The organism is Suicoccus acidiformans (assembly GCF_003546865.1).
In the GTDB taxonomy this organism is placed as follows: Bacteria; Bacillota; Bacilli; order Lactobacillales; family Aerococcaceae; genus Suicoccus; species Suicoccus acidiformans.
This window is the reverse complement of record NZ_CP023434.1, coordinates 822130-842438: the sequence shown is the minus strand read 5'-3', so window position 1 is coordinate 842438 and position 20309 is coordinate 822130. Positions and strand designations below refer to the sequence as shown.

The 20309-nt window shown below is 47.0% G+C and carries 9 protein-coding genes, 20 tRNA genes, 5 rRNA genes and 1 pseudogene; 3 read left to right on the top strand and 32 right to left on the bottom strand.

Features of this window, described 5'->3' with window-relative positions; genetic code table 11:
• Positions 1 to 95: 95 nt before the first annotated feature.
• The 30 genes and pseudogenes from CL176_RS04115 to CL176_RS03975 form a co-directional block, all read right to left on the bottom strand.
• Positions 96 to 2968 (bottom strand): 23S ribosomal RNA (locus CL176_RS04115).
• A 350-nt stretch (positions 2969 to 3318) separates the two neighbouring features.
• Positions 3319 to 4868 (bottom strand): 16S ribosomal RNA (locus CL176_RS04110).
• Together the 16S and 23S rRNA genes form the textbook arrangement of a ribosomal RNA operon.
• Positions 4869 to 5689: 821 nt before the next feature.
• Entirely contained in the window at positions 5690 to 6076 is a 387-nt protein-coding gene (locus CL176_RS04105; RefSeq protein ID WP_276102254.1) for a DALR anticodon-binding domain-containing protein, read from the bottom strand.
• A gap of 12 nt (positions 6077 to 6088) precedes the next feature.
• Positions 6089 to 6241: pseudogene (gene argS, locus CL176_RS12820) on the bottom strand (arginine--tRNA ligase domain-containing protein); the annotation flags it as partial.
• A 175-nt stretch (positions 6242 to 6416) separates the two neighbouring features.
• Positions 6417 to 6487 (bottom strand) — tRNA-Gly (locus CL176_RS04100).
• A gap of 16 nt (positions 6488 to 6503) precedes the next feature.
• Positions 6504 to 6576 (bottom strand) — tRNA-Met (locus tag CL176_RS04095).
• A gap of 59 nt (positions 6577 to 6635) precedes the next feature.
• Positions 6636 to 6725, bottom strand: a tRNA-Ser gene (locus CL176_RS04090).
• A gap of 18 nt (positions 6726 to 6743) precedes the next feature.
• Positions 6744 to 6815 (bottom strand) — tRNA-Glu (locus CL176_RS04085).
• A 26-nt stretch (positions 6816 to 6841) separates the two neighbouring features.
• Positions 6842 to 6931, bottom strand: a tRNA-Ser gene (locus CL176_RS04080).
• Positions 6932 to 6996: 65 nt separating this feature from the next.
• Positions 6997 to 7070 (bottom strand) — tRNA-Ile (locus CL176_RS04075).
• Positions 7071 to 7110: 40 nt separating this feature from the next.
• A tRNA-Gly gene (locus tag CL176_RS04070) sits at positions 7111 to 7181 on the bottom strand.
• Between the two features lie 7 nt (positions 7182 to 7188).
• Positions 7189 to 7261, bottom strand: a tRNA-Asp gene (locus CL176_RS04065).
• 25 nt (positions 7262 to 7286) lie between these two features.
• Positions 7287 to 7359 (bottom strand) — tRNA-Met (locus CL176_RS04060).
• 22 nt (positions 7360 to 7381) lie between these two features.
• A tRNA-Ile gene (locus tag CL176_RS04055) sits at positions 7382 to 7455 on the bottom strand.
• Positions 7456 to 7463: 8 nt separating this feature from the next.
• Positions 7464 to 7537, bottom strand: a tRNA-Met gene (locus CL176_RS04050).
• Positions 7538 to 7543: 6 nt separating this feature from the next.
• Positions 7544 to 7616, bottom strand: a tRNA-Ala gene (locus CL176_RS04045).
• A gap of 36 nt (positions 7617 to 7652) precedes the next feature.
• Positions 7653 to 7726: transfer RNA gene (locus CL176_RS04040), tRNA-Pro, on the bottom strand.
• A 6-nt stretch (positions 7727 to 7732) separates the two neighbouring features.
• A tRNA-Arg gene (locus CL176_RS04035) sits at positions 7733 to 7806 on the bottom strand.
• Between the two features lie 29 nt (positions 7807 to 7835).
• Positions 7836 to 7921, bottom strand: a tRNA-Leu gene (locus tag CL176_RS04030).
• A gap of 82 nt (positions 7922 to 8003) precedes the next feature.
• A tRNA-Gly gene (locus CL176_RS04025) sits at positions 8004 to 8075 on the bottom strand.
• A 3-nt stretch (positions 8076 to 8078) separates the two neighbouring features.
• A tRNA-Thr gene (locus CL176_RS04020) sits at positions 8079 to 8151 on the bottom strand.
• A 51-nt stretch (positions 8152 to 8202) separates the two neighbouring features.
• Positions 8203 to 8284, bottom strand: a tRNA-Leu gene (locus CL176_RS04015).
• A gap of 11 nt (positions 8285 to 8295) precedes the next feature.
• Positions 8296 to 8368, bottom strand: a tRNA-Lys gene (locus tag CL176_RS04010).
• 9 nt (positions 8369 to 8377) lie between these two features.
• Positions 8378 to 8450, bottom strand: a tRNA-Val gene (locus CL176_RS04005).
• A gap of 8 nt (positions 8451 to 8458) precedes the next feature.
• Positions 8459 to 8574, bottom strand: a 5S ribosomal RNA gene (gene rrf / locus CL176_RS04000).
• 126 nt (positions 8575 to 8700) lie between these two features.
• Positions 8701 to 11573: ribosomal RNA gene (locus tag CL176_RS03995) — 23S ribosomal RNA — on the bottom strand.
• A gap of 350 nt (positions 11574 to 11923) precedes the next feature.
• Positions 11924 to 13473: ribosomal RNA gene (locus CL176_RS03990) — 16S ribosomal RNA — on the bottom strand.
• A gap of 661 nt (positions 13474 to 14134) precedes the next feature.
• Positions 14135 to 15478 carry a glucose-6-phosphate isomerase gene (locus CL176_RS03985; RefSeq protein ID WP_118990171.1) on the bottom strand — a complete coding sequence of 448 codons (1344 nt, stop codon included), beginning with the start codon at positions 15476 to 15478 and terminating at the stop codon, positions 14135 to 14137.
• 14 nt (positions 15479 to 15492) lie between these two features.
• On the bottom strand, positions 15493 to 15903 hold the full coding sequence (locus CL176_RS03980; protein WP_118990170.1) for a CvfD/Ygs/GSP13 family RNA-binding post-transcriptional regulator: 411 nt from the start codon (positions 15901 to 15903) through the stop codon (positions 15493 to 15495).
• A 16-nt stretch (positions 15904 to 15919) separates the two neighbouring features.
• A complete protein-coding gene (locus CL176_RS03975; RefSeq protein ID WP_118990169.1) occupies positions 15920 to 16507 on the bottom strand; it encodes a peptidylprolyl isomerase in 588 nt (195 codons plus the stop codon).
• Positions 16508 to 16730: 223 nt separating this feature from the next.
• Here CL176_RS03975 and CL176_RS03970 point away from each other — a divergent pair, with 223 nt between their 5' ends.
• Genes CL176_RS03970 through CL176_RS03960 form a run of 3 tightly spaced genes read left to right on the top strand, consistent with a single transcriptional unit; the run spans position 16731 to position 18841 of the window.
• The gene (locus CL176_RS03970; protein WP_118990168.1) at positions 16731 to 17246 is read left to right on the top strand and encodes a divergent PAP2 family protein; all 516 of its coding nucleotides are present in this window, start codon (positions 16731 to 16733) and stop codon (positions 17244 to 17246) included.
• Positions 17247 to 17258: 12 nt separating this feature from the next.
• The gene (locus tag CL176_RS03965) at positions 17259 to 18257 is read left to right on the top strand and encodes an NAD(P)/FAD-dependent oxidoreductase (protein ID WP_118990167.1); all 999 of its coding nucleotides are present in this window, start codon (positions 17259 to 17261) and stop codon (positions 18255 to 18257) included.
• Between the two features lie 11 nt (positions 18258 to 18268).
• The gene (locus CL176_RS03960) at positions 18269 to 18841 is read left to right on the top strand and encodes a phosphatidylglycerophosphatase A family protein (RefSeq protein WP_118990166.1); all 573 of its coding nucleotides are present in this window, start codon (positions 18269 to 18271) and stop codon (positions 18839 to 18841) included.
• A 70-nt stretch (positions 18842 to 18911) separates the two neighbouring features.
• Here the strand turns inward: CL176_RS03960 and CL176_RS03955 are convergent, their stop codons facing one another.
• Entirely contained in the window at positions 18912 to 19535 is a 624-nt protein-coding gene (locus CL176_RS03955; RefSeq protein ID WP_118990165.1) for a TIGR01906 family membrane protein, read from the bottom strand.
• Positions 19532 to 20308, bottom strand: a complete 777-nt coding sequence (locus CL176_RS03950; RefSeq protein WP_118990164.1) for a TIGR01457 family HAD-type hydrolase — start codon at positions 20306 to 20308, stop codon at positions 19532 to 19534. The genes CL176_RS03955 and CL176_RS03950 overlap by 4 nt, the downstream gene beginning before the upstream one ends.
• Position 20309 lies beyond the last annotated feature (1 nt).

The window sequence follows — 20309 nt, the reverse complement described above, 5'->3', positions numbered from 1 at the left end:
CTCAAAACTGAATAACCTACACAAATTGTTGGATATAACCTACTAAGAACTGTAGTCCAGCTCGCTCAGGGGTCACCTTCACTCACTGGCTAATCGTGGTTAAGTCCTCGACCGATTAGTACGCGTCCGCTCAATACATCACTGCACTTACACTTCGCGCCTATCTACCTGATCGTCTCTCAGGGGTCTTACTTGTCATACAATGGGAAATCTCATCTTGAAGCTGGCTTCGCACTTAGATGCTTTCAGCGCTTATCCATCCCACACGTAGCTACCCAGCTATGCTCCTGGCGGAACAACTGGTACACCAGCGGTGTGTCCATCCCGGTCCTCTCGTACTAAGGACAGCTCTTCTCAAATTTCCTACGCCCGCGACGGATAGGGACCGAACTGTCTCACGACGTTCTGAACCCAGCTCGCGTACCGCTTTAATGGGCGAACAGCCCAACCCTTGGGACCGACTTCAGCCCCAGGATGCGATGAGCCGACATCGAGGTGCCAAACCTCCCCGTCGATGTGAACTCTTGGGGGAGATAAGCCTGTTATCCCCAGGGTAGCTTTTATCCGTTGAGCGATGGCCCTTCCATGCGGTACCACCGGATCACTAAGCCCGACTTTCGTCCCTGCTCGACTTGTAGGTCTCGCAGTCAAGCTCCCTTATGCCTTTGCGCTCTGCGAATGATTTCCAACCATTCTGAGGGAACCTTTGGGCGCCTCCGTTACGATTTAGGAGGCGACCGCCCCAGTCAAACTGCCCACCTGACACTGTCTCCCGTAGTCTGCCTACGCGGGTTAGAGGGTTCATCTGCCAAGGGTAGTATCCCACCAGCGCCTCCACCGAATCTGACGATCCGGTTTCCTAGGCTCCTACCTATCCTGTACATGGCAAACAAACACTCAATATCAAGCTACAGTAAAGCTCCATGGGGTCTTACCGTCCTGTCGCGGGTAACCTGCATCTTCACAGGTACTATAATTTCACCGAGTCTCTCGTTGAGACAGTGCCCAGATCGTTACGCCTTTCGTGCGGGTCGGAACTTACCCGACAAGGAATTTCGCTACCTTAGGACCGTTATAGTTACGGCCGCCGTTTACTGGGGCTTCAATTCGTACCTTCGCTTGCGCTAAGCACTCCTCTTAACCTTCCAGCACCGGGCAGGCGTCAGCCCCTATACGTCACCTTTCGGTTTGGCAGAGACCTATGTTTTTGGTAAACAGTCGCCTGGGCCTATTCACTGCGGCTGGCGTGAGCCAGCACCCCTTCTCCCAAAGTTACGGGGTCATTTTGCCGAGTTCCTTAACGAGAGTTCTCTCGATCACCTTAGTGTTCTCCACTTGACTACCTGTGTCGGTTTGCGGTACGGGTTAATATAAACTCGCTAGAAGCTTTTCTCGACAGTATGATTACTCACCTTCGCTACTTATTTTCACTCCCGGTCACAACTCGCGGTTAAAGACATAAGCATTTCACTCACATCTCCACTTGTTGCTTCGACAGGCATCCATCAGCCTGCGTGAGGTCACCTCCTGTGTCCCTCCATCACTCAAACGTTTATATTAAGTACAGGAATCTCTACCTGTTGTCCATCGCCTAGACCTGTCGGCTTCAGCTTAGGTCCCGACTAACCCTGGGCGGACGAGCCTTCCCCAGGAAACCTTAGTCAATCGGTGGACGGGATTCTCACCCGTCTTGCGCTACTCATACCGGCATTCTCACTTCTATACAGTCCACGGCTCCTCACGGTACCGCTTCTCCCCATATAGAACGCTCTCCTACCATCCTCTCGGATCCACAGCTTCGGTGTACTGTTTAGCCCCGGTACATTTTCGGCGCAGAGTCACTCGACTAGTGAGCTATTACGCACTCTTTCAATGGTGGCTGCTTCTAAGCCAACATCCTAGTTGTCTGTGCAACTCCACATCCTTTTCCACTTAACAGTAACTTGGGGACCTTAGCTGGTGGGCTGGGTTGTTTCCCTTTCGACTACGGATCTTATCACTCGCAGTCTGACTCCCAGAGATACGTCTGTGGCATTCGGAGTTTATCTGGATTCGGTAAACCTTAAGGCCCCCTAGTCCAAACAGTGGCTCTACCTCCACGACGCTTACTCTGAGGCTATACCTAAATATATTTCGGAGAGAACCAGCTATCTCCAGGTTCGATTGGAATTTCACCGCTACCCACACGTCATCCGAACACTTTTCAACGTATTTCGGTTCGGGCCTCCAGTGCGTCTTACCGCACCTTCACCCTGCACATGGGTAGGTCACCTGGTTTCGGGTCGACAATAACGAACTTTCGCCCTATTCAGACTCGCTTTCGCTTCGGCTTCAGCTCTTCACTTTAACCTTGCTCGTTATCGTCACTCGCCGGTCCATTCTACAAAAGGTACGCCATCACCCTTTAACGGGCTCTGACTACTTGTAGGCACACGGTTTCAGGTACTCTTTCACTCCCCTCCCGGGGTGCTTTTCACCTTTCCCTCACGGTACTGGTTCACTATCGGTCACTAGGGAGTATTTAGCCTTGCCAGATGGTCCTGGCGGATTCCGACGGAATTTCACGTGTTCCGCCGTACTCAGGATACTCTTAGGTATATTCAAGTTTTCGTTTACGGGGCTCTCACCCTCTCTAGCCAGGTTTCCCAACCTGTTCAACTAACTTCAATACGTCCACGTTAGAGTCCTACAACCCCGATGTGCATGCACATCGGTTTGGGCTCTTCCCGTTTCGCTCGCCGCTACTCAGGGAATCGATCTTTCTTTCTCTTCCTGCAGGTACTTAGATGTTTCAGTTCTCTGCGTCTACCTCGCTCTCGCGTGACAGCCATTAGCTGCCGGGTTCCCCCATTCGGATATCTCCGGATCAAAGCTTACTTACAGCTCCCCGAAGCATTTCGGTGTTCGTCCCGTCCTTCATCGGCTCCTAGTGCCAAGGCATTCACCGTGCGCCCTTACTTACTTAACCACAGTATTTTATTGCGCTATTTGGTTTAATGTTGATTGCGGTTAATTCGCAATCCAGTTCGTTCGTGCTAAAGCTATCGTTTAAGGCGTCTGACTTGCGGCTCTTTAGAGCCTCCGGTCATCCGCTTAACCGTACGCTTTTTACGCACTCGCTCACCTTTTCTTAAACTCGGTCAATTCTCGGTTTGATTATATCAATTTTAAGAATTTATGTTTGTTTCATAATATACTCGCATCGAATATATTATGATGGTTATTCAGTTTTCAATGATCAAGGTTGAGTCCTACTTATGTAAAGCACACTCAAAACTGAACAAAGACTCCCATTGTGTCGGTTCCATTACTCCTTAGAAAGGAGGTGATCCAGCCGCACCTTCCGATACGGCTACCTTGTTACGACTTCACCCCAATCATCTGTCCCACCTTCGACGGCTCCCTCCATAAGGTTAGGCCACCGGCTTCGGGTGTTACAAACTCTCGTGGTGTGACGGGCGGTGTGTACAAGACCCGGGAACGTATTCACCGTGGCGTGCTGATCCACGATTACTAGCGATTCCGGCTTCATGCTCTCGAGTTGCAGAGAACAATCCGAACTGAGAATGGCTTTTGGAGATTCGCTTGCCCTCGCGGGGTCGCTGCTCGCTGTACCATCCATTGTAGCACGTGTGTAGCCCAGGACATAAGGGGCATGATGATTTGACGTCATCCCCACCTTCCTCCGGTTTGTCACCGGCAGTCTCACTAGAGTCCCCAACTTAATGCTGGCAACTAGTCATAGGGGTTGCGCTCGTTGCGGGACTTAACCCAACATCTCACGACACGAGCTGACGACAACCATGCACCACCTGTCTTCCTGCCTCCGAAGAGGTTTCACCTATCTCTAGGCTATGCAGGAGATGTCAAGTCCTGGTAAGGTTCTTCGCGTTGCTTCGAATTAAACCACATGCTCCACCGCTTGTGCGGGTCCCCGTCAATTCCTTTGAGTTTCAGCCTTGCGGCCGTACTCCCCAGGCGGAGTGCTTATTGCGTTAACGCCAGCACTGAAGGGTGGAAGCCCCCCAACACTTAGCACTCATCGTTTACGGCGTGGACTACCAGGGTATCTAATCCTGTTCGCTCCCCACGCTTTCGAGCCTCAGCGTCAATGTCAGACCAGAAAGTCGCCTTCGCCACTGGTGTTCCTCCATATATCTACGCATTTCACCGCTACACATGGAATTCCACTTTCCTCTTCTGCATTCAAGTGACCCAGTTTCCAATGACCTTCCACGGTTGAGCCGTGGGCTTTCACATCAGACTTAAGTCACCGCCTGCGCTCCCTTTACGCCCAATAAATCCGGACAACGCTTGCCACCTACGTATTACCGCGGCTGCTGGCACGTAGTTAGCCGTGGCTTTCTGGTTAGATACCGTCAATCCATGAACAGTTACTCTCATGGGTGTTCTTCTCTAACAACAGTGCTTTACGATCCGAAAACCTTCTTCACACACGCGGCGTTGCTCCGTCAGACTTGCGTCCATTGCGGAAGATTCCCTACTGCTGCCTCCCGTAGGAGTCTGGGCCGTGTCTCAGTCCCAGTGTGGCCGATTACCCTCTCAGGTCGGCTATGCATCATCGTCTTGGTAGGCCATTACCCCACCAACTAACTAATGCACCGCGGGGCCATCCTCTAGCGATAGCAGAACCATCTTTCCCAATCAAATCAGGTGACTCGATTGACTATGCGGTATTAGCAACCGTTTCCGGTTGTTATCCCCCACTAAAGGGTAGGTTCCCCACGTGTTACTCACCCGTCCGCCACTCACGTCAGGAGAACAAGTTCTCCGTCGGTTCGTTCGACTTGCATGTATTAGGCACGCCGCCAGCGTTCGTCCTGAGCCAGGATCAAACTCTCATGAAAGATGCGAAGTTTCACTTCGACTTTAATGAAATGAGTTTGTGCTCATTTAAATACTAGCTTATGTTTTTTTAGCGAGGTTGTCTCCTCGTGCGTCTCGAATTTATTAAATTCGGGTTGTTTGTTCATTCATTGAATGAACCCTACACAATTTGGTGTTTGTCTTTGTTCAGTTTTCAATGTGCTTTCGTTGCTTCGTGGAGCAACTTCTATATCTTAACATCATTCAGATTTCTTGTCAATACTTTTTTGAAATCTTTTCGAAATGTTTTTGAAGCATTTCTGAAATCTGTTTGTTAATACTTTGTTCCATCTCTTATGCAACGTAAAATATACTATCATCATCGGAATTAAAAGTCAAATAACTTTTTTTGATGAATTGTTACTTTTTTATTCTCGTTGGTGTCGCCTCGTGACGACAAGAATTAATATACCACATTCTTGAAAGTTTGGTCAAGAGTTTTTGGGAAAAAATTTAACCTTAATTTCCAGAGGCCTCAATCTATAAGATTCAAGCCTGTTTATAACCGATTAATCGCATATCGTAACTAAGTAAGGTCAGTACCCAGCCTCCAATAAACCTATCAGCCATTGAATATTCTTCTAACTACATCTATTCACTTCTATCAAATACCCTACATATACAATCGCTACAGAATTAGAATACTCAGCTTCTACTTACTAGAATAAAAGTTGGGTCTTCTACTTTAGATGCCTGTTCGGAAAAGTATTTCTATAAATAGTCTCATAAGATTTACTATGTTTCCTTACATCGCTAATTGGTGCTTAGTCCAATAAGATAACTGAGATAGCCTAAGTTGAAATTACATCTTCTTAGGAGCAGCAATACCAAGTAAGCTAAGAGCGTCTTCAATAACAATCACTACGGCTTGAATTAATGCGATTCTACTTTCTAATAAGTCGTCATCTTCAAGAATACGTATATTAGCATAATATTTGTTGAAAATTTGGGCTAAACGAAGGACATTGCGTGCAAGAATCGATGGTTCATACTTCTCGCCAGCCAAACGAATCGCTCCAGGATAGTTATTAAGTTGCTTAACTAATTGCCAAGCAAGATCATCTGTTAAACTTTCGACTTTGGAAGAATCGACTTCCTTACCATAACGCTCTAAGATGGTTTGGATACGAGCGTTTGTATATTGAACGTATAGTTTGGTCTCTCCCTCAAACTGGACAACTTCTTCCAAATTAAAGTCAAAGCTGTTGGTACGGTCATTTTTCAGGTCATGGAATATAACGGCCCCAACACCTACTTGCTCTGCTACTTCATCCTTGTTCTCTAAATCTGGATTCTTTAATTCGATTTGTTCGAGTGCAATGTCATGCGCTGCATCCAATACATCTTCGAGAAGAACTACCTCACCCTAACGTGTTGAAAGCTTTCTACCTTTCTCTGGTCCAACTTTTTTGGGTCACTCTAGCTGTCATTCTCGCTTTTGTTGAGGTTTCATCGTTATGTGTGTCGGGAATTTAGGAGAAATAGAGAATTCACATGAACAAAAAAAGCCTTCCGAAGAAGACTGGAAAAGCGGGTGACGAGAATCGAACTCGCGACAACAGCTTGGAAGGCTGTAGTTTTACCACTAAACTACACCCGCGACATATGTGACATGATTGCGGAGGCAGGATTCGAACCTGCGACCTTCGGGTTATGAGCCCGACGAGATGCCAGCTTCTCCACTCCGCGATAATAAAAATATACTAAAGACGCCGTCAACATATCGTCCGTGCGCACTTAAGTAATAAAGGAGGATGTGGGATTCGAACCCACGCGCGCTTTTACACGCCTGACGGTTTTCAAGACCGTTCCCTTCAGCCGGACTTGGGTAATCCTCCAACATATTATTAAATTAGTGACCCGTACGGGATTCGAACCCGTGTTACCGCCGTGAAAGGGCGGTGTCTTAACCACTTGACCAACGGGCCAGTTTGTATACTACTGCAAAGCAGAACGGAGAAGGAGGGATTTGAACCCTCGCGCCGGAAAAATCCGACCTACAGCCTTAGCAGGGCCGCCTCTTCAGCCTCTTGAGTACTTCCCCATCTTCCAAAAAAGTGGCTCATCTGACCAAGGTGACTGCAACACAGTCGTGTTCATTTAGAACAATGGGCCTGAGTGGACTCGAACCACCGACCTCACCCTTATCAGGGGTGCGCTCTAACCAGCTGAGCTACAGGCCCGATGCTTATAATGATTCGCTTCGGCTTATAACCTCAGCTAAGCGGGTGACGAGAATCGAACTCGCGACAACAGCTTGGAAGGCTGTAGTTTTACCACTAAACTACACCCGCATAACAACGGTCCGGACGGGATTTGAACCCGCGATCTCCTGCGTGACAGGCAGGCATGTTAACCCCTACACCACCGGACCAGTTCCTACTATATAAATAAGAAAATTGCGGAGGCAGGATTCGAACCTGCGACCTTCGGGTTATGAGCCCGACGAGATGCCAGCTTCTCCACTCCGCGATAATAAAATATTTATTTAAGATGGACCTTGTAGGACTCGAACCTACGACCGGACGGTTATGAGCCGTCTGCTCTAACCAGCTGAGCTAAAGGTCCAAGTTCAATAGCGGCGAAGGGGATCGAACCCATGACCTCCCGGGTATGAACCGGACGCTCTAGCCAGCTGAGCTACACCGCCATCATATGGAGACTAGCGGGATCGAACCGCTGACCTCCTGCGTGCAAAGCAGGCGCTCTCCCAGCTGAGCTAAGCCCCCATTCTCTAGCCTACACATCTCTGTGCCTTCTAGTTATCGGGAAGACAGGATTCGAACCTGCGACCCCTTGGTCCCAAACCAAGTGCTCTACCAAGCTGAGCTACTTCCCGTTTACATACACCCTACAGGAGTCGAACCTGTAACCTCTTGATTCGTAGTCAAGCACTCTATCCAATTGAGCTAAGGGTGCAATATGTTATATTGTAGCTTCTGCTACAATGCCGAGGACCGGAATCGAACCGGTACGGGATGTAACTCCCGCAGGATTTTAAGTCCTGTGCGTCTGCCTGTTCCGCCACCCCGGCATAGGATGTTCCTAGGTGCTGCCTACAAAGGCTTGTTCGCTCGCGCAACCACTAAGCGCTAAGCAAGCTCACATCCTAGTTAAGCGGAAAACGGGGTTCGAACCCGCGACCCCCACCTTGGCAAGGTGGTGCTCTACCACTGAGCTATTTCCGCATATGCCGGCTAAAGGACTTGAACCCTCGACCCTCTGATTACAAATCAGATGCTCTACCAACTGAGCTAAGCCGGCTTCTGCTTCTGTGACAAGTTCCCTCGTCTCTTTAACCTTTCGGGGAAGCTATGCGGGTGAAGGGACTTGAACCCCCACGCCCGAAGGCGCCAGATCCTAAATCTGGTGCGTCTGCCAATTCCGCCACACCCGCTTGGTTAAAGATGACCCGTGCAGGAATCGAACCTGCGACCCACTGATTAAAAGTCAGTTGCTCTACCGACTGAGCTAACGAGTCTTATTTACATGGAGGATGACGGGATCGAACCGCCGACCCCCTGCTTGTAAGGCAGGTGCTCTCCCAGCTGAGCTAATCCTCCGACAATCTGCATGGCGACGACCTACTCTCACAGGGTCAAAGACCCCACTACCATCGGCGCTAAGAAGCTTAACGACTGTGTTCGGCATGGGAACAGGTGTGTCCTTCTTGCCAATATCACCACACATACATTGTCCTTGAGTCATCTCTTGATCACTCAAAACTGAATAACCTACACAAATTGTTGGATATAACCTACTAAGAACTGTAGTCCAGCTCGCTCAGGGGTCACCTTCACTCACTGGCTAATCGTGGTTAAGTCCTCGACCGATTAGTACGCGTCCGCTCAATACATCACTGCACTTACACTTCGCGCCTATCTACCTGATCGTCTCTCAGGGGTCTTACTTGTCATACAATGGGAAATCTCATCTTGAAGCTGGCTTCGCACTTAGATGCTTTCAGCGCTTATCCATCCCACACGTAGCTACCCAGCTATGCTCCTGGCGGAACAACTGGTACACCAGCGGTGTGTCCATCCCGGTCCTCTCGTACTAAGGACAGCTCTTCTCAAATTTCCTACGCCCGCGACGGATAGGGACCGAACTGTCTCACGACGTTCTGAACCCAGCTCGCGTACCGCTTTAATGGGCGAACAGCCCAACCCTTGGGACCGACTTCAGCCCCAGGATGCGATGAGCCGACATCGAGGTGCCAAACCTCCCCGTCGATGTGAACTCTTGGGGGAGATAAGCCTGTTATCCCCAGGGTAGCTTTTATCCGTTGAGCGATGGCCCTTCCATGCGGTACCACCGGATCACTAAGCCCGACTTTCGTCCCTGCTCGACTTGTAGGTCTCGCAGTCAAGCTCCCTTATGCCTTTGCGCTCTGCGAATGATTTCCAACCATTCTGAGGGAACCTTTGGGCGCCTCCGTTACGATTTAGGAGGCGACCGCCCCAGTCAAACTGCCCACCTGACACTGTCTCCCGTAGTCTGCCTACGCGGGTTAGAGGGTTCATCTGCCAAGGGTAGTATCCCACCAGCGCCTCCACCGAATCTGACGATCCGGTTTCCTAGGCTCCTACCTATCCTGTACATGGCAAACAAACACTCAATATCAAGCTACAGTAAAGCTCCATGGGGTCTTACCGTCCTGTCGCGGGTAACCTGCATCTTCACAGGTACTATAATTTCACCGAGTCTCTCGTTGAGACAGTGCCCAGATCGTTACGCCTTTCGTGCGGGTCGGAACTTACCCGACAAGGAATTTCGCTACCTTAGGACCGTTATAGTTACGGCCGCCGTTTACTGGGGCTTCAATTCGTACCTTCGCTTGCGCTAAGCACTCCTCTTAACCTTCCAGCACCGGGCAGGCGTCAGCCCCTATACGTCACCTTTCGGTTTGGCAGAGACCTATGTTTTTGGTAAACAGTCGCCTGGGCCTATTCACTGCGGCTGGCGTGAGCCAGCACCCCTTCTCCCAAAGTTACGGGGTCATTTTGCCGAGTTCCTTAACGAGAGTTCTCTCGATCACCTTAGTGTTCTCCACTTGACTACCTGTGTCGGTTTGCGGTACGGGTTAATATAAACTCGCTAGAAGCTTTTCTCGACAGTATGATTACTCACCTTCGCTACTTATTTTCACTCCCGGTCACAACTCGCGGTTAAAGACATAAGCATTTCACTCACATCTCCACTTGTTGCTTCGACAGGCATCCATCAGCCTGCGTGAGGTCACCTCCTGTGTCCCTCCATCACTCAAACGTTTATATTAAGTACAGGAATCTCTACCTGTTGTCCATCGCCTAGACCTGTCGGCTTCAGCTTAGGTCCCGACTAACCCTGGGCGGACGAGCCTTCCCCAGGAAACCTTAGTCAATCGGTGGACGGGATTCTCACCCGTCTTGCGCTACTCATACCGGCATTCTCACTTCTATACAGTCCACGGCTCCTCACGGTACCGCTTCTCCCCATATAGAACGCTCTCCTACCATCCTCTCGGATCCACAGCTTCGGTGTACTGTTTAGCCCCGGTACATTTTCGGCGCAGAGTCACTCGACTAGTGAGCTATTACGCACTCTTTCAATGGTGGCTGCTTCTAAGCCAACATCCTAGTTGTCTGTGCAACTCCACATCCTTTTCCACTTAACAGTAACTTGGGGACCTTAGCTGGTGGGCTGGGTTGTTTCCCTTTCGACTACGGATCTTATCACTCGCAGTCTGACTCCCAGAGATACGTCTGTGGCATTCGGAGTTTATCTGGATTCGGTAAACCTTAAGGCCCCCTAGTCCAAACAGTGGCTCTACCTCCACGACGCTTACTCTGAGGCTATACCTAAATATATTTCGGAGAGAACCAGCTATCTCCAGGTTCGATTGGAATTTCACCGCTACCCACACGTCATCCGAACACTTTTCAACGTATTTCGGTTCGGGCCTCCAGTGCGTCTTACCGCACCTTCACCCTGCACATGGGTAGGTCACCTGGTTTCGGGTCGACAATAACGAACTTTCGCCCTATTCAGACTCGCTTTCGCTTCGGCTTCAGCTCTTCACTTTAACCTTGCTCGTTATCGTCACTCGCCGGTCCATTCTACAAAAGGTACGCCATCACCCTTTAACGGGCTCTGACTACTTGTAGGCACACGGTTTCAGGTACTCTTTCACTCCCCTCCCGGGGTGCTTTTCACCTTTCCCTCACGGTACTGGTTCACTATCGGTCACTAGGGAGTATTTAGCCTTGCCAGATGGTCCTGGCGGATTCCGACGGAATTTCACGTGTTCCGCCGTACTCAGGATACTCTTAGGTATATTCAAGTTTTCGTTTACGGGGCTCTCACCCTCTCTAGCCAGGTTTCCCAACCTGTTCAACTAACTTCAATACGTCCACGTTAGAGTCCTACAACCCCGATGTGCATGCACATCGGTTTGGGCTCTTCCCGTTTCGCTCGCCGCTACTCAGGGAATCGATCTTTCTTTCTCTTCCTGCAGGTACTTAGATGTTTCAGTTCTCTGCGTCTACCTCGCTCTCGCGTGACAGCCATTAGCTGCCGGGTTCCCCCATTCGGATATCTCCGGATCAAAGCTTACTTACAGCTCCCCGAAGCATTTCGGTGTTCGTCCCGTCCTTCATCGGCTCCTAGTGCCAAGGCATTCACCGTGCGCCCTTACTTACTTAACCACAGTATTTTATTGCGCTATTTGGTTTAATGTTGATTGCGGTTAATTCGCAATCCAGTTCGTTCGTGCTAAAGCTATCGTTTAAGGCGTCTGACTTGCGGCTCTTTAGAGCCTCCGGTCATCCGCTTAACCGTACGCTTTTTACGCACTCGCTCACCTTTTCTTAAACTCGGTCAATTCTCGGTTTGATTATATCAATTTTAAGAATTTATGTTTGTTTCATAATATACTCGCATCGAATATATTATGATGGTTATTCAGTTTTCAATGATCAAGGTTGAGTCCTACTTATGTAAAGCACACTCAAAACTGAACAAAGACTCCCATTGTGTCGGTTCCATTACTCCTTAGAAAGGAGGTGATCCAGCCGCACCTTCCGATACGGCTACCTTGTTACGACTTCACCCCAATCATCTGTCCCACCTTCGACGGCTCCCTCCATAAGGTTAGGCCACCGGCTTCGGGTGTTACAAACTCTCGTGGTGTGACGGGCGGTGTGTACAAGACCCGGGAACGTATTCACCGTGGCGTGCTGATCCACGATTACTAGCGATTCCGGCTTCATGCTCTCGAGTTGCAGAGAACAATCCGAACTGAGAATGGCTTTTGGAGATTCGCTTGCCCTCGCGGGGTCGCTGCTCGCTGTACCATCCATTGTAGCACGTGTGTAGCCCAGGACATAAGGGGCATGATGATTTGACGTCATCCCCACCTTCCTCCGGTTTGTCACCGGCAGTCTCACTAGAGTCCCCAACTTAATGCTGGCAACTAGTCATAGGGGTTGCGCTCGTTGCGGGACTTAACCCAACATCTCACGACACGAGCTGACGACAACCATGCACCACCTGTCTTCCTGCCTCCGAAGAGGTTTCACCTATCTCTAGGCTATGCAGGAGATGTCAAGTCCTGGTAAGGTTCTTCGCGTTGCTTCGAATTAAACCACATGCTCCACCGCTTGTGCGGGTCCCCGTCAATTCCTTTGAGTTTCAGCCTTGCGGCCGTACTCCCCAGGCGGAGTGCTTATTGCGTTAACGCCAGCACTGAAGGGTGGAAGCCCCCCAACACTTAGCACTCATCGTTTACGGCGTGGACTACCAGGGTATCTAATCCTGTTCGCTCCCCACGCTTTCGAGCCTCAGCGTCAATGTCAGACCAGAAAGTCGCCTTCGCCACTGGTGTTCCTCCATATATCTACGCATTTCACCGCTACACATGGAATTCCACTTTCCTCTTCTGCATTCAAGTGACCCAGTTTCCAATGACCTTCCACGGTTGAGCCGTGGGCTTTCACATCAGACTTAAGTCACCGCCTGCGCTCCCTTTACGCCCAATAAATCCGGACAACGCTTGCCACCTACGTATTACCGCGGCTGCTGGCACGTAGTTAGCCGTGGCTTTCTGGTTAGATACCGTCAATCCATGAACAGTTACTCTCATGGGTGTTCTTCTCTAACAACAGTGCTTTACGATCCGAAAACCTTCTTCACACACGCGGCGTTGCTCCGTCAGACTTGCGTCCATTGCGGAAGATTCCCTACTGCTGCCTCCCGTAGGAGTCTGGGCCGTGTCTCAGTCCCAGTGTGGCCGATTACCCTCTCAGGTCGGCTATGCATCATCGTCTTGGTAGGCCATTACCCCACCAACTAACTAATGCACCGCGGGGCCATCCTCTAGCGATAGCAGAACCATCTTTCCCAATCAAGTCAGGTGACTCGATTGACTATGCGGTATTAGCAACCGTTTCCGGTTGTTATCCCCCACTAAAGGGTAGGTTCCCCACGTGTTACTCACCCGTCCGCCACTCACGTCAGGAGAACAAGTTCTCCGTCGGTTCGTTCGACTTGCATGTATTAGGCACGCCGCCAGCGTTCGTCCTGAGCCAGGATCAAACTCTCATGAAAGATGCGAAGTTTCACTTCGACTTTAATGAAATGAGTTTGTGCTCATTTAAATACTAGCTTATGTTTTTTTAGCGAGGTTATCTCCTCGTGCGTCTCGAATTTATTAAATTCGGGTTGTTTGTTCATTCATTGAATGAACCCTACACAATTTGGTGTTTGTCTTTGTTCAGTTTTCAATGTGCTTTCGTTGCTTCGTGGAGCAACTTCTATATCTTAACATCATTCAGATTTCTTGTCAATACTTTTTTGAAGTATTTTTTAATAACCTTTTTGATGTAAGCGCTACATTTGTTGATGTAGCAGTTATTATATTATCATCTTGTGAGCTTCGTGTCAACTACTTTTTTGAAGTTTTTGAAGTTCACTTTGCGTCGTTTTTTTTGAACAACAAGCAATACTCTATCATGGATTACTTATCTCGTCAAGCACTTTTGGAACTTTTTTGAAGTTCTTGGGGTGCTCTCGAAACGACAAGTATTACTATACCATGTTTCGCTTTTGTCCGTCAAGCACTTTTTGAACTTTTTGTAAGTTCGATTGGTGCCTCAAAAGGACAAGGAATAATATAGCATGCTTTCTTATCATGGGTCAAGCTTTTTTTGTAATAAAATAAACACCGAGATGGATTGGCCTCTCGGTGTTTGTTCTATCAAGCTTTCTCTTATAGTCGATTATTTAACTCTTCTGCTAATTCTTCAAATCCTGGCTTACCTAATAGAGCAAACATGTTCTGTTTGTATGCTTCTACGCCTGGTTGGTCAAACGGATTCACGCCATTGAGATAACCTGATACAGCTACGGCTTTCTCGAAGAAGTAAATGAGTTGGCCTAATGAATGCTCGTCCATTGCCGGGATGTAGACAATTGTATTAGGTACATTACCGTCAGTATGGGCAAGGAGTGTCCCTTGGAAGGCCTTAGTATTGACGTAGTCGATTCCTTTACCTTCAAGATATTTCAAGCCGTCTAGATCTTCCTCGTAGGCAGGAATCTCAATATCATGGCGTGGCTCTTCCACTTTCAGTACTGTCTCAAAGATGTTACGTTGACCGTCTTGAATCGTTTGGCCAATTGAATGAAGATCTGTTGAGAAGTTAGCACTTGCCGGGTAGATACCTTTCTGGTCTTTACCTTCTGACTCACCATATAGTTGCTTCCACCATTCTGAGAAGTAAGTCATACCTGGTTCGTAGTTGACAAGAATTTCAATATCTTTACCTTTACGGTGTAAGATATTACGTACAGCTGCGTATTGATATGCTTCGTTCTCTTTTAGATTAGCACTTGCATAACGTTGTTGGCCTTCACGGGCTCCTTCCATTAAAGCATCGATATCGCCACCTGCAACTGCAATCGGCAATAAGCCAACAGCAGTAAGGACGGTGAAGCGACCACCGATTCCGTCAGGAATTACAAAGGTTTCATAACCCATTTCATCTGCTTCGGATTTCAAGGCTCCACGAGCTTTATCTGTTGTTGCATAAATACGTTTAACAGCCTCTGCTTCGCCGTATTTCTCAATAAGTTTTTCTTTTAAAACACGGAATGCGATAGCTGGTTCTGTTGTTGTTCCGGATTTAGAAATCATATTAATTGAGAAGTCACGCTCACCAATTAAATCTACTAAATCATGTAAGTAGGTTGAGCTGATGCTATTGCCGGCAAACACAACTTGTGGCATGCCTTTCGTACCAGCTTTAACATTGTAGAATGAGTCTTGCAGGAAGTCAATGGCTGCACGTGCACCTAAATAAGATCCTCCAATACCAATCACTACTAAAACATCTGAATCTGATTTGATCTTCTCAGCTGCTTGCTTAATTCGGTCAAATTCTTCTTTGTCATACGTCTCAGGCCAATCAACCCAGTCGGTAAAGTCACTACCTGCACCCGTTCCTTCGTGTAGCTGTTCATGAGCCAATTGAATGTAAGGGGCTAAGTAGTCTAATTCGTGTTCTGCGAAATAAGGGCTTGCTGGGGCATAGTCGTAACGGATATGGTCCATTGTAAAAACTCCTTTCATTTTTTAAGCTTATTCTCATTATATAGATTAAATTCGTCTTTGGCTATAATTTCTTCGCCTTCTTTGATCCATTCCGGCATTTTCTTCGCTAAAGTTTTAAAGCCAATATTAGGGAGTCGTCTTCTTGGTTTCTTTTTGATTCGGGCGGGGTAATTTGGGATGTTTAATGGTTGCAAGGCACGCATTGAAAGACTGATTTTATGAGTGAATTCATCAATGTCGATAATAATTACCTTTACTTTCTGGCCTATGGCGATAAACTCATTTAAATCTGTCACAAAGCCATGCTTGCATTCTGAGATGTGTACGAGGCCTTGCTCTCTCTCATTTAATTGCACAAATACTCCGTAGGGCTGTAGGCCAGTGACCTTCCCTTCAATTATATCACCGATGGCAAATTCTGTCACTTACTTGCCTCCAATCTTACGTATGGCTGGTAATGCTTTCAATAGTGATGGGTTCTTTCGGCTTATCCTGGGCATCTGTTTCTACGCTCTCAATAGCATCTACAACGTCCATTCCAGAAATAACGTGGCCGAATACTGTATGGCGTTGGTCTAACCAAGGGGTGCCACCTTGTTCGGCGTATGTTTCAATGATTTCCTCAGGAAATGCTGCGCCTTTCATTTGCCCTAGCATTTGCGCGGGAACTTGACGTGCCGTTACGATAAAGAACTGACTACCATTAGTATTCGGGCCTGCATTCGCCATGGACAAAGCACCACGCAAGTTAAATAAAGTCGGTGTGAATTCATCTTGGAAAGATCCTCCGTACACACTTTCGCCACCCATACCTGTGCCCGTTGGGTCTCCTCCTTGAATCATAAAATCTTCAATAATTCGATGGAAAATAACATCATTATAATAGCCTTGTGCTGCTAAATCACGAAAGTTCTTTGCTGTTAAAGGCGTTTCCTCGTCAAATAAGACAATATCAATGTCCCCTTTGTTCGTATGAATGGTCAAGTCAGCTTTCTGATTAGCTAAGTCTAATTGTGGATATGTTGTCATAATATCTCCTATTCTTTGTTGCTGATTTTAGATGAATGGAAGGCTGGTAAATTCTCTTAGTATTACTTATTAAGCCTACATCAATTTTCACCTAAGCAGCATTCTTTATTTAAACCTATTGTATCTATTTTATGTCATTTAGACAAATCTTTTATAGTTATTCGTCAGTATTTTTGTTATGATGAATCTGTTCTAATTTATTCAAGAAGGTGGCTCAGTTAGAATGAACATCCCATTAATCACATCTTTATTGGCGATTGTCCTGACGCAAGCGGCAAAACTACCGATTGCCTGGCTATTTAATCGCAAAAGCGCAAAAGTATCGATCGTTACGTCAACAGGGGGTATGCCGAGTTCGCATTCGGCTGCTGTCAGTAGCCTAGTAACTGCTCTTACCTTAGAATACGGTTTTGCTTCCCCTTTTGTCGCAATCACCACCGTTTTCGGTGTGATTGTTATGTTTGATTCGATGGGCGTTCGTCGCCAGAGCGGTGATCAAGGAGTGATTCTTGACTTACTCGCCCGCTATCATATGCAAGAATTAAAGGAAATGGACCATAACTATGATGAAGACGATTCAACAGATAATCCAGTGAGTTTGAATTTATCCTTATCTACTTATGACCGGGCAATCATTAAAAAATACATGGGGCATAAACCGAGCGAGGTCTTCGTTGGCGTCTTATCCGGTGTACTCATTGCTTTTCTTGTGCGCTTTGTATATGTCCGTTTTCTCTAGAAAGGTGATTCAGTGAAGGAAACAATTTATGATATTACCATTATTGGCGCAGGTCCTGTAGGCTTATTCACTGCCTTCTATGCATCCTTGCGTCAAGCCAAAGTTAAGGTAATCGAAAGTTTAGCTCAACCTGGCGGTCAACCTGCCTATTTATATCCTGAGAAATTAATTTATGATATCCCTGCCTACCCTAGCATTTCCGGTGAAGCCTTACGCGACCAGTTATTAAAGCAACTGGATCGCTTCGAGCCGAGCCTTGTCTTTAATGAAGAAGTCTTGGCTTTAAAGGAACAGACCGATTCAGACGGAAAGGCTTATTTCGAGATTATGACAAACCAAGCAATACATGCCAGTCGTACTGTTATTATTGCCGCTGGTAACGGCGCCTTCAGTCCGCGCAAGCTATCCCTGGATAACGCGGATGATTTCGAAGGTGGAAACTTACACTATTACATTAATAATATCGAGCAATTCACAGACCGGGTTGTCGCCGTCTGTGGCGGTGGTGATTCAGCTGTTGACTGGGCTTTAACGCTCGAGCCTTTAGCCAAGAAAGTTTATATTATCCATCGCCGGCAGAAATTCCGTGCTTTAGAAAGTAGCATTGCCCAGCTTGAAGCCTCAAGTGTTGAAATTATGACGCCATATGTTCCGACGCATATCGAAGGCAACAATGGTGTTATTGATGCCTTAGTGATTAACAAAGCGCGTACCGATCATTTCCAAACTTTGGAAGTGGATGATATTATTGTTAATTATGGCTTTACCAGTTCTATTGGTGAAATCCGTCATTGGGATTTAGCTCTTGAGCGCAATAAATTAGTCGTTGACCAACATATGCAGACATCGCGCCCCGGTATTTATGCCGTTGGCGATATTGCTACGTATCCTGGCAAAGTTGATATTATTGCTAGCGGTTTTGGTGAGGCCCCTCAAGCTGTTAATAATGCCTTAGTTTATATGGATCCCGAACACATTCAACCACATATGCACAGTACAAGTCTTTTTTAAGGAGTAAGAATATGGCCCCGAAAGAAAATTTACTAAAGAAAAGTGTCCTGAAAGATCAAGCCTACCGTCTGCTCGAAGAGCGCGGCGTAACGATTGAAGATATTGCTGATATCGTCTACGAATTGCAGAAGAATTATGTCGATAATTTGACGATTGAAGAATGTATCGAGAACGTACATGCTGTCTTGAAGAAGCGCGAAGTTCAGAATGCTGTCATTACCGGTATTGAAATCGATATTGTTGCCGAGAATGGCCATTTCTCAGATGTTCTCAGCGACTTGCTCATGCGTGATGAAGGCCTCTACGGCATCGATGAAGTTCTCGTCTTATCCATTGTAAACGTTTATGGTTCGATTGGTCTGACGAACTTTGGCTATGTGGATAAAGTCAAGCCTGGTATCATTGGTGAGTTGAATGATTCTAAGGACGAACACTGTAATACCTTTATTGACGATATCGTTGGCGCCCTCGCGGCCGCTGCAGCTAGCCGACTAGCTCATTCACAGCCAGCCAAAGATGATGTCCATGCTCACCCATCACCTGAAGTTTCTTATGAAAGAAGCAAACATAGCTTCCTTAACTAAAATAATAAACGCACCCATTTATTGCTTTCTAGCGCTAATTGGGTGCGTTTTTATGGTGTTGATTGAAGTGTCAAGCAACTTTCATGAGCCGGCGGAACAAAAGAATGTATCCCTCATAGAAGAGAATTGCGATGACAAAGAGTATCATAAAGAAGCCTTGGGGCAAGACGGTTATCACAGGATCGGTCAAAGGATCGAATAACCAAAGATCGTTTCGAAAGAAGACTTCATGAAATAAATAGAAGACTTGATCAAATGCAATAAATATCATAAATAAGATGAATAAGGGCAGAAGAATTGCCACCATGAAATGTGGTTGCATGGCTTTGTTGCCGCGTTTATTACGACAATGGTAGAGTGTCCAAATAACATAGATGCCAGCGAAGATACCAATGAGAAAGATACCATAGATAAGCAACTTGACTTCGAGAAAGTGCTGCTGGCCTCCGGGAGAACTAGTGAAATAAGGCATCTTTAAGCTTGAAACCCAGGGGTTAAATAGAAATTTCAAAACGACGAGATAGTTTTCCATTAGTGCCTCGCTAGCAATACCTGAGATATCTTGTAGATGAAAACCGTTAATGCTCAAACGGTAAACAAAGGGTGAGATGAGCATGGTACTCGCAATAGCCAGAGCTAAGCTCACCATGACAAAACTAGAGATTGCTAGAATGCGCTGCCAGGGTGATTTCATATCTTGTCCATCCACTGCGATAAATTATCCACCACATAGGTCGGTGCTACTGGTAAGTGAGGCACTTCCTCTTTCTGGGTTACACCAGTTAAGACAAGAAGTGTGTCAACACCATTCTGGATGCCGACTTGAATATCCGTTTGATAATTATCTCCAATCATCAGGACCTCATCCTTGGGTAAACCTAACTGTTCTAGGGCACCTTCAATAATTGGTGCATGAGGTTTGCCCATAACTATTGGCTCAATACTTGTGGCATGTTTCAAGAAAGCAGTTGTTGCCCCCGAACTCGGGTACAAGCCATCGGCAGTAGGAATCAGTTGATCCGTATTGGTTACTAAGAATGTCGCGCCATTTAAGATTGCTTGGGTTGCCATGGCCAACTCTTCATAATTCGTTTGGCGATTTAACGCTTGTACGACCACATCAGCTGAGCGATCTTGGCTAATGGTGAAACCTGCTTGGCGCAATTCTGTTTTTAAAGGTTCTTCTCCAATGACAAACAGTTCAGCATCCGGATGATGGTGCTGGAGATAGTTCACCATAGCAATAATAGATGTATAAATATGACTATCCTTCACAGGTAAGTCATAATCCTGTTCAAGCATTTGTTGAATTTGGTGGATTTGACGGGTCGCATTATTCGTCAAAAATTTAAAGGGAATATCTCGCGCCAGCAGTTCCTGAATGAAAAGCTCAGCCGTTGGGATACGACGTTTCCCGTAATAGGTTGTACCGTCCAAATCAATTAAATAGCCTGAATATTGCTTCATC

Bases quoted from the DNA above. Each gene is read 5' to 3' on its own strand.
- CL176_RS03985 (WP_118990171.1), bottom strand. From the start codon at position 15,478: ATGGACCATATCCGTTACGACTATGCCCCAGCAAGCCCTTATTTCGCA.
- CL176_RS03975 (WP_118990169.1), bottom strand. From the start codon at position 16,507: ATGACAACATATCCACAATTAGACTTAGCTAATCAGAAAGCTGACTTG.
- CL176_RS03970 (WP_118990168.1), top strand. From the start codon at position 16,731: ATGAACATCCCATTAATCACATCTTTATTGGCGATTGTCCTGACGCAA.
- CL176_RS03960 (WP_118990166.1), top strand. From the start codon at position 18,269: ATGGCCCCGAAAGAAAATTTACTAAAGAAAAGTGTCCTGAAAGATCAA.
- CL176_RS03955 (WP_118990165.1), bottom strand. From the start codon at position 19,535: ATGAAATCACCCTGGCAGCGCATTCTAGCAATCTCTAGTTTTGTCATG.
- CL176_RS03950 (WP_118990164.1), bottom strand. From the start codon at position 20,308: ATGAAGCAATATTCAGGCTATTTAATTGATTTGGACGGTACAACCTAT.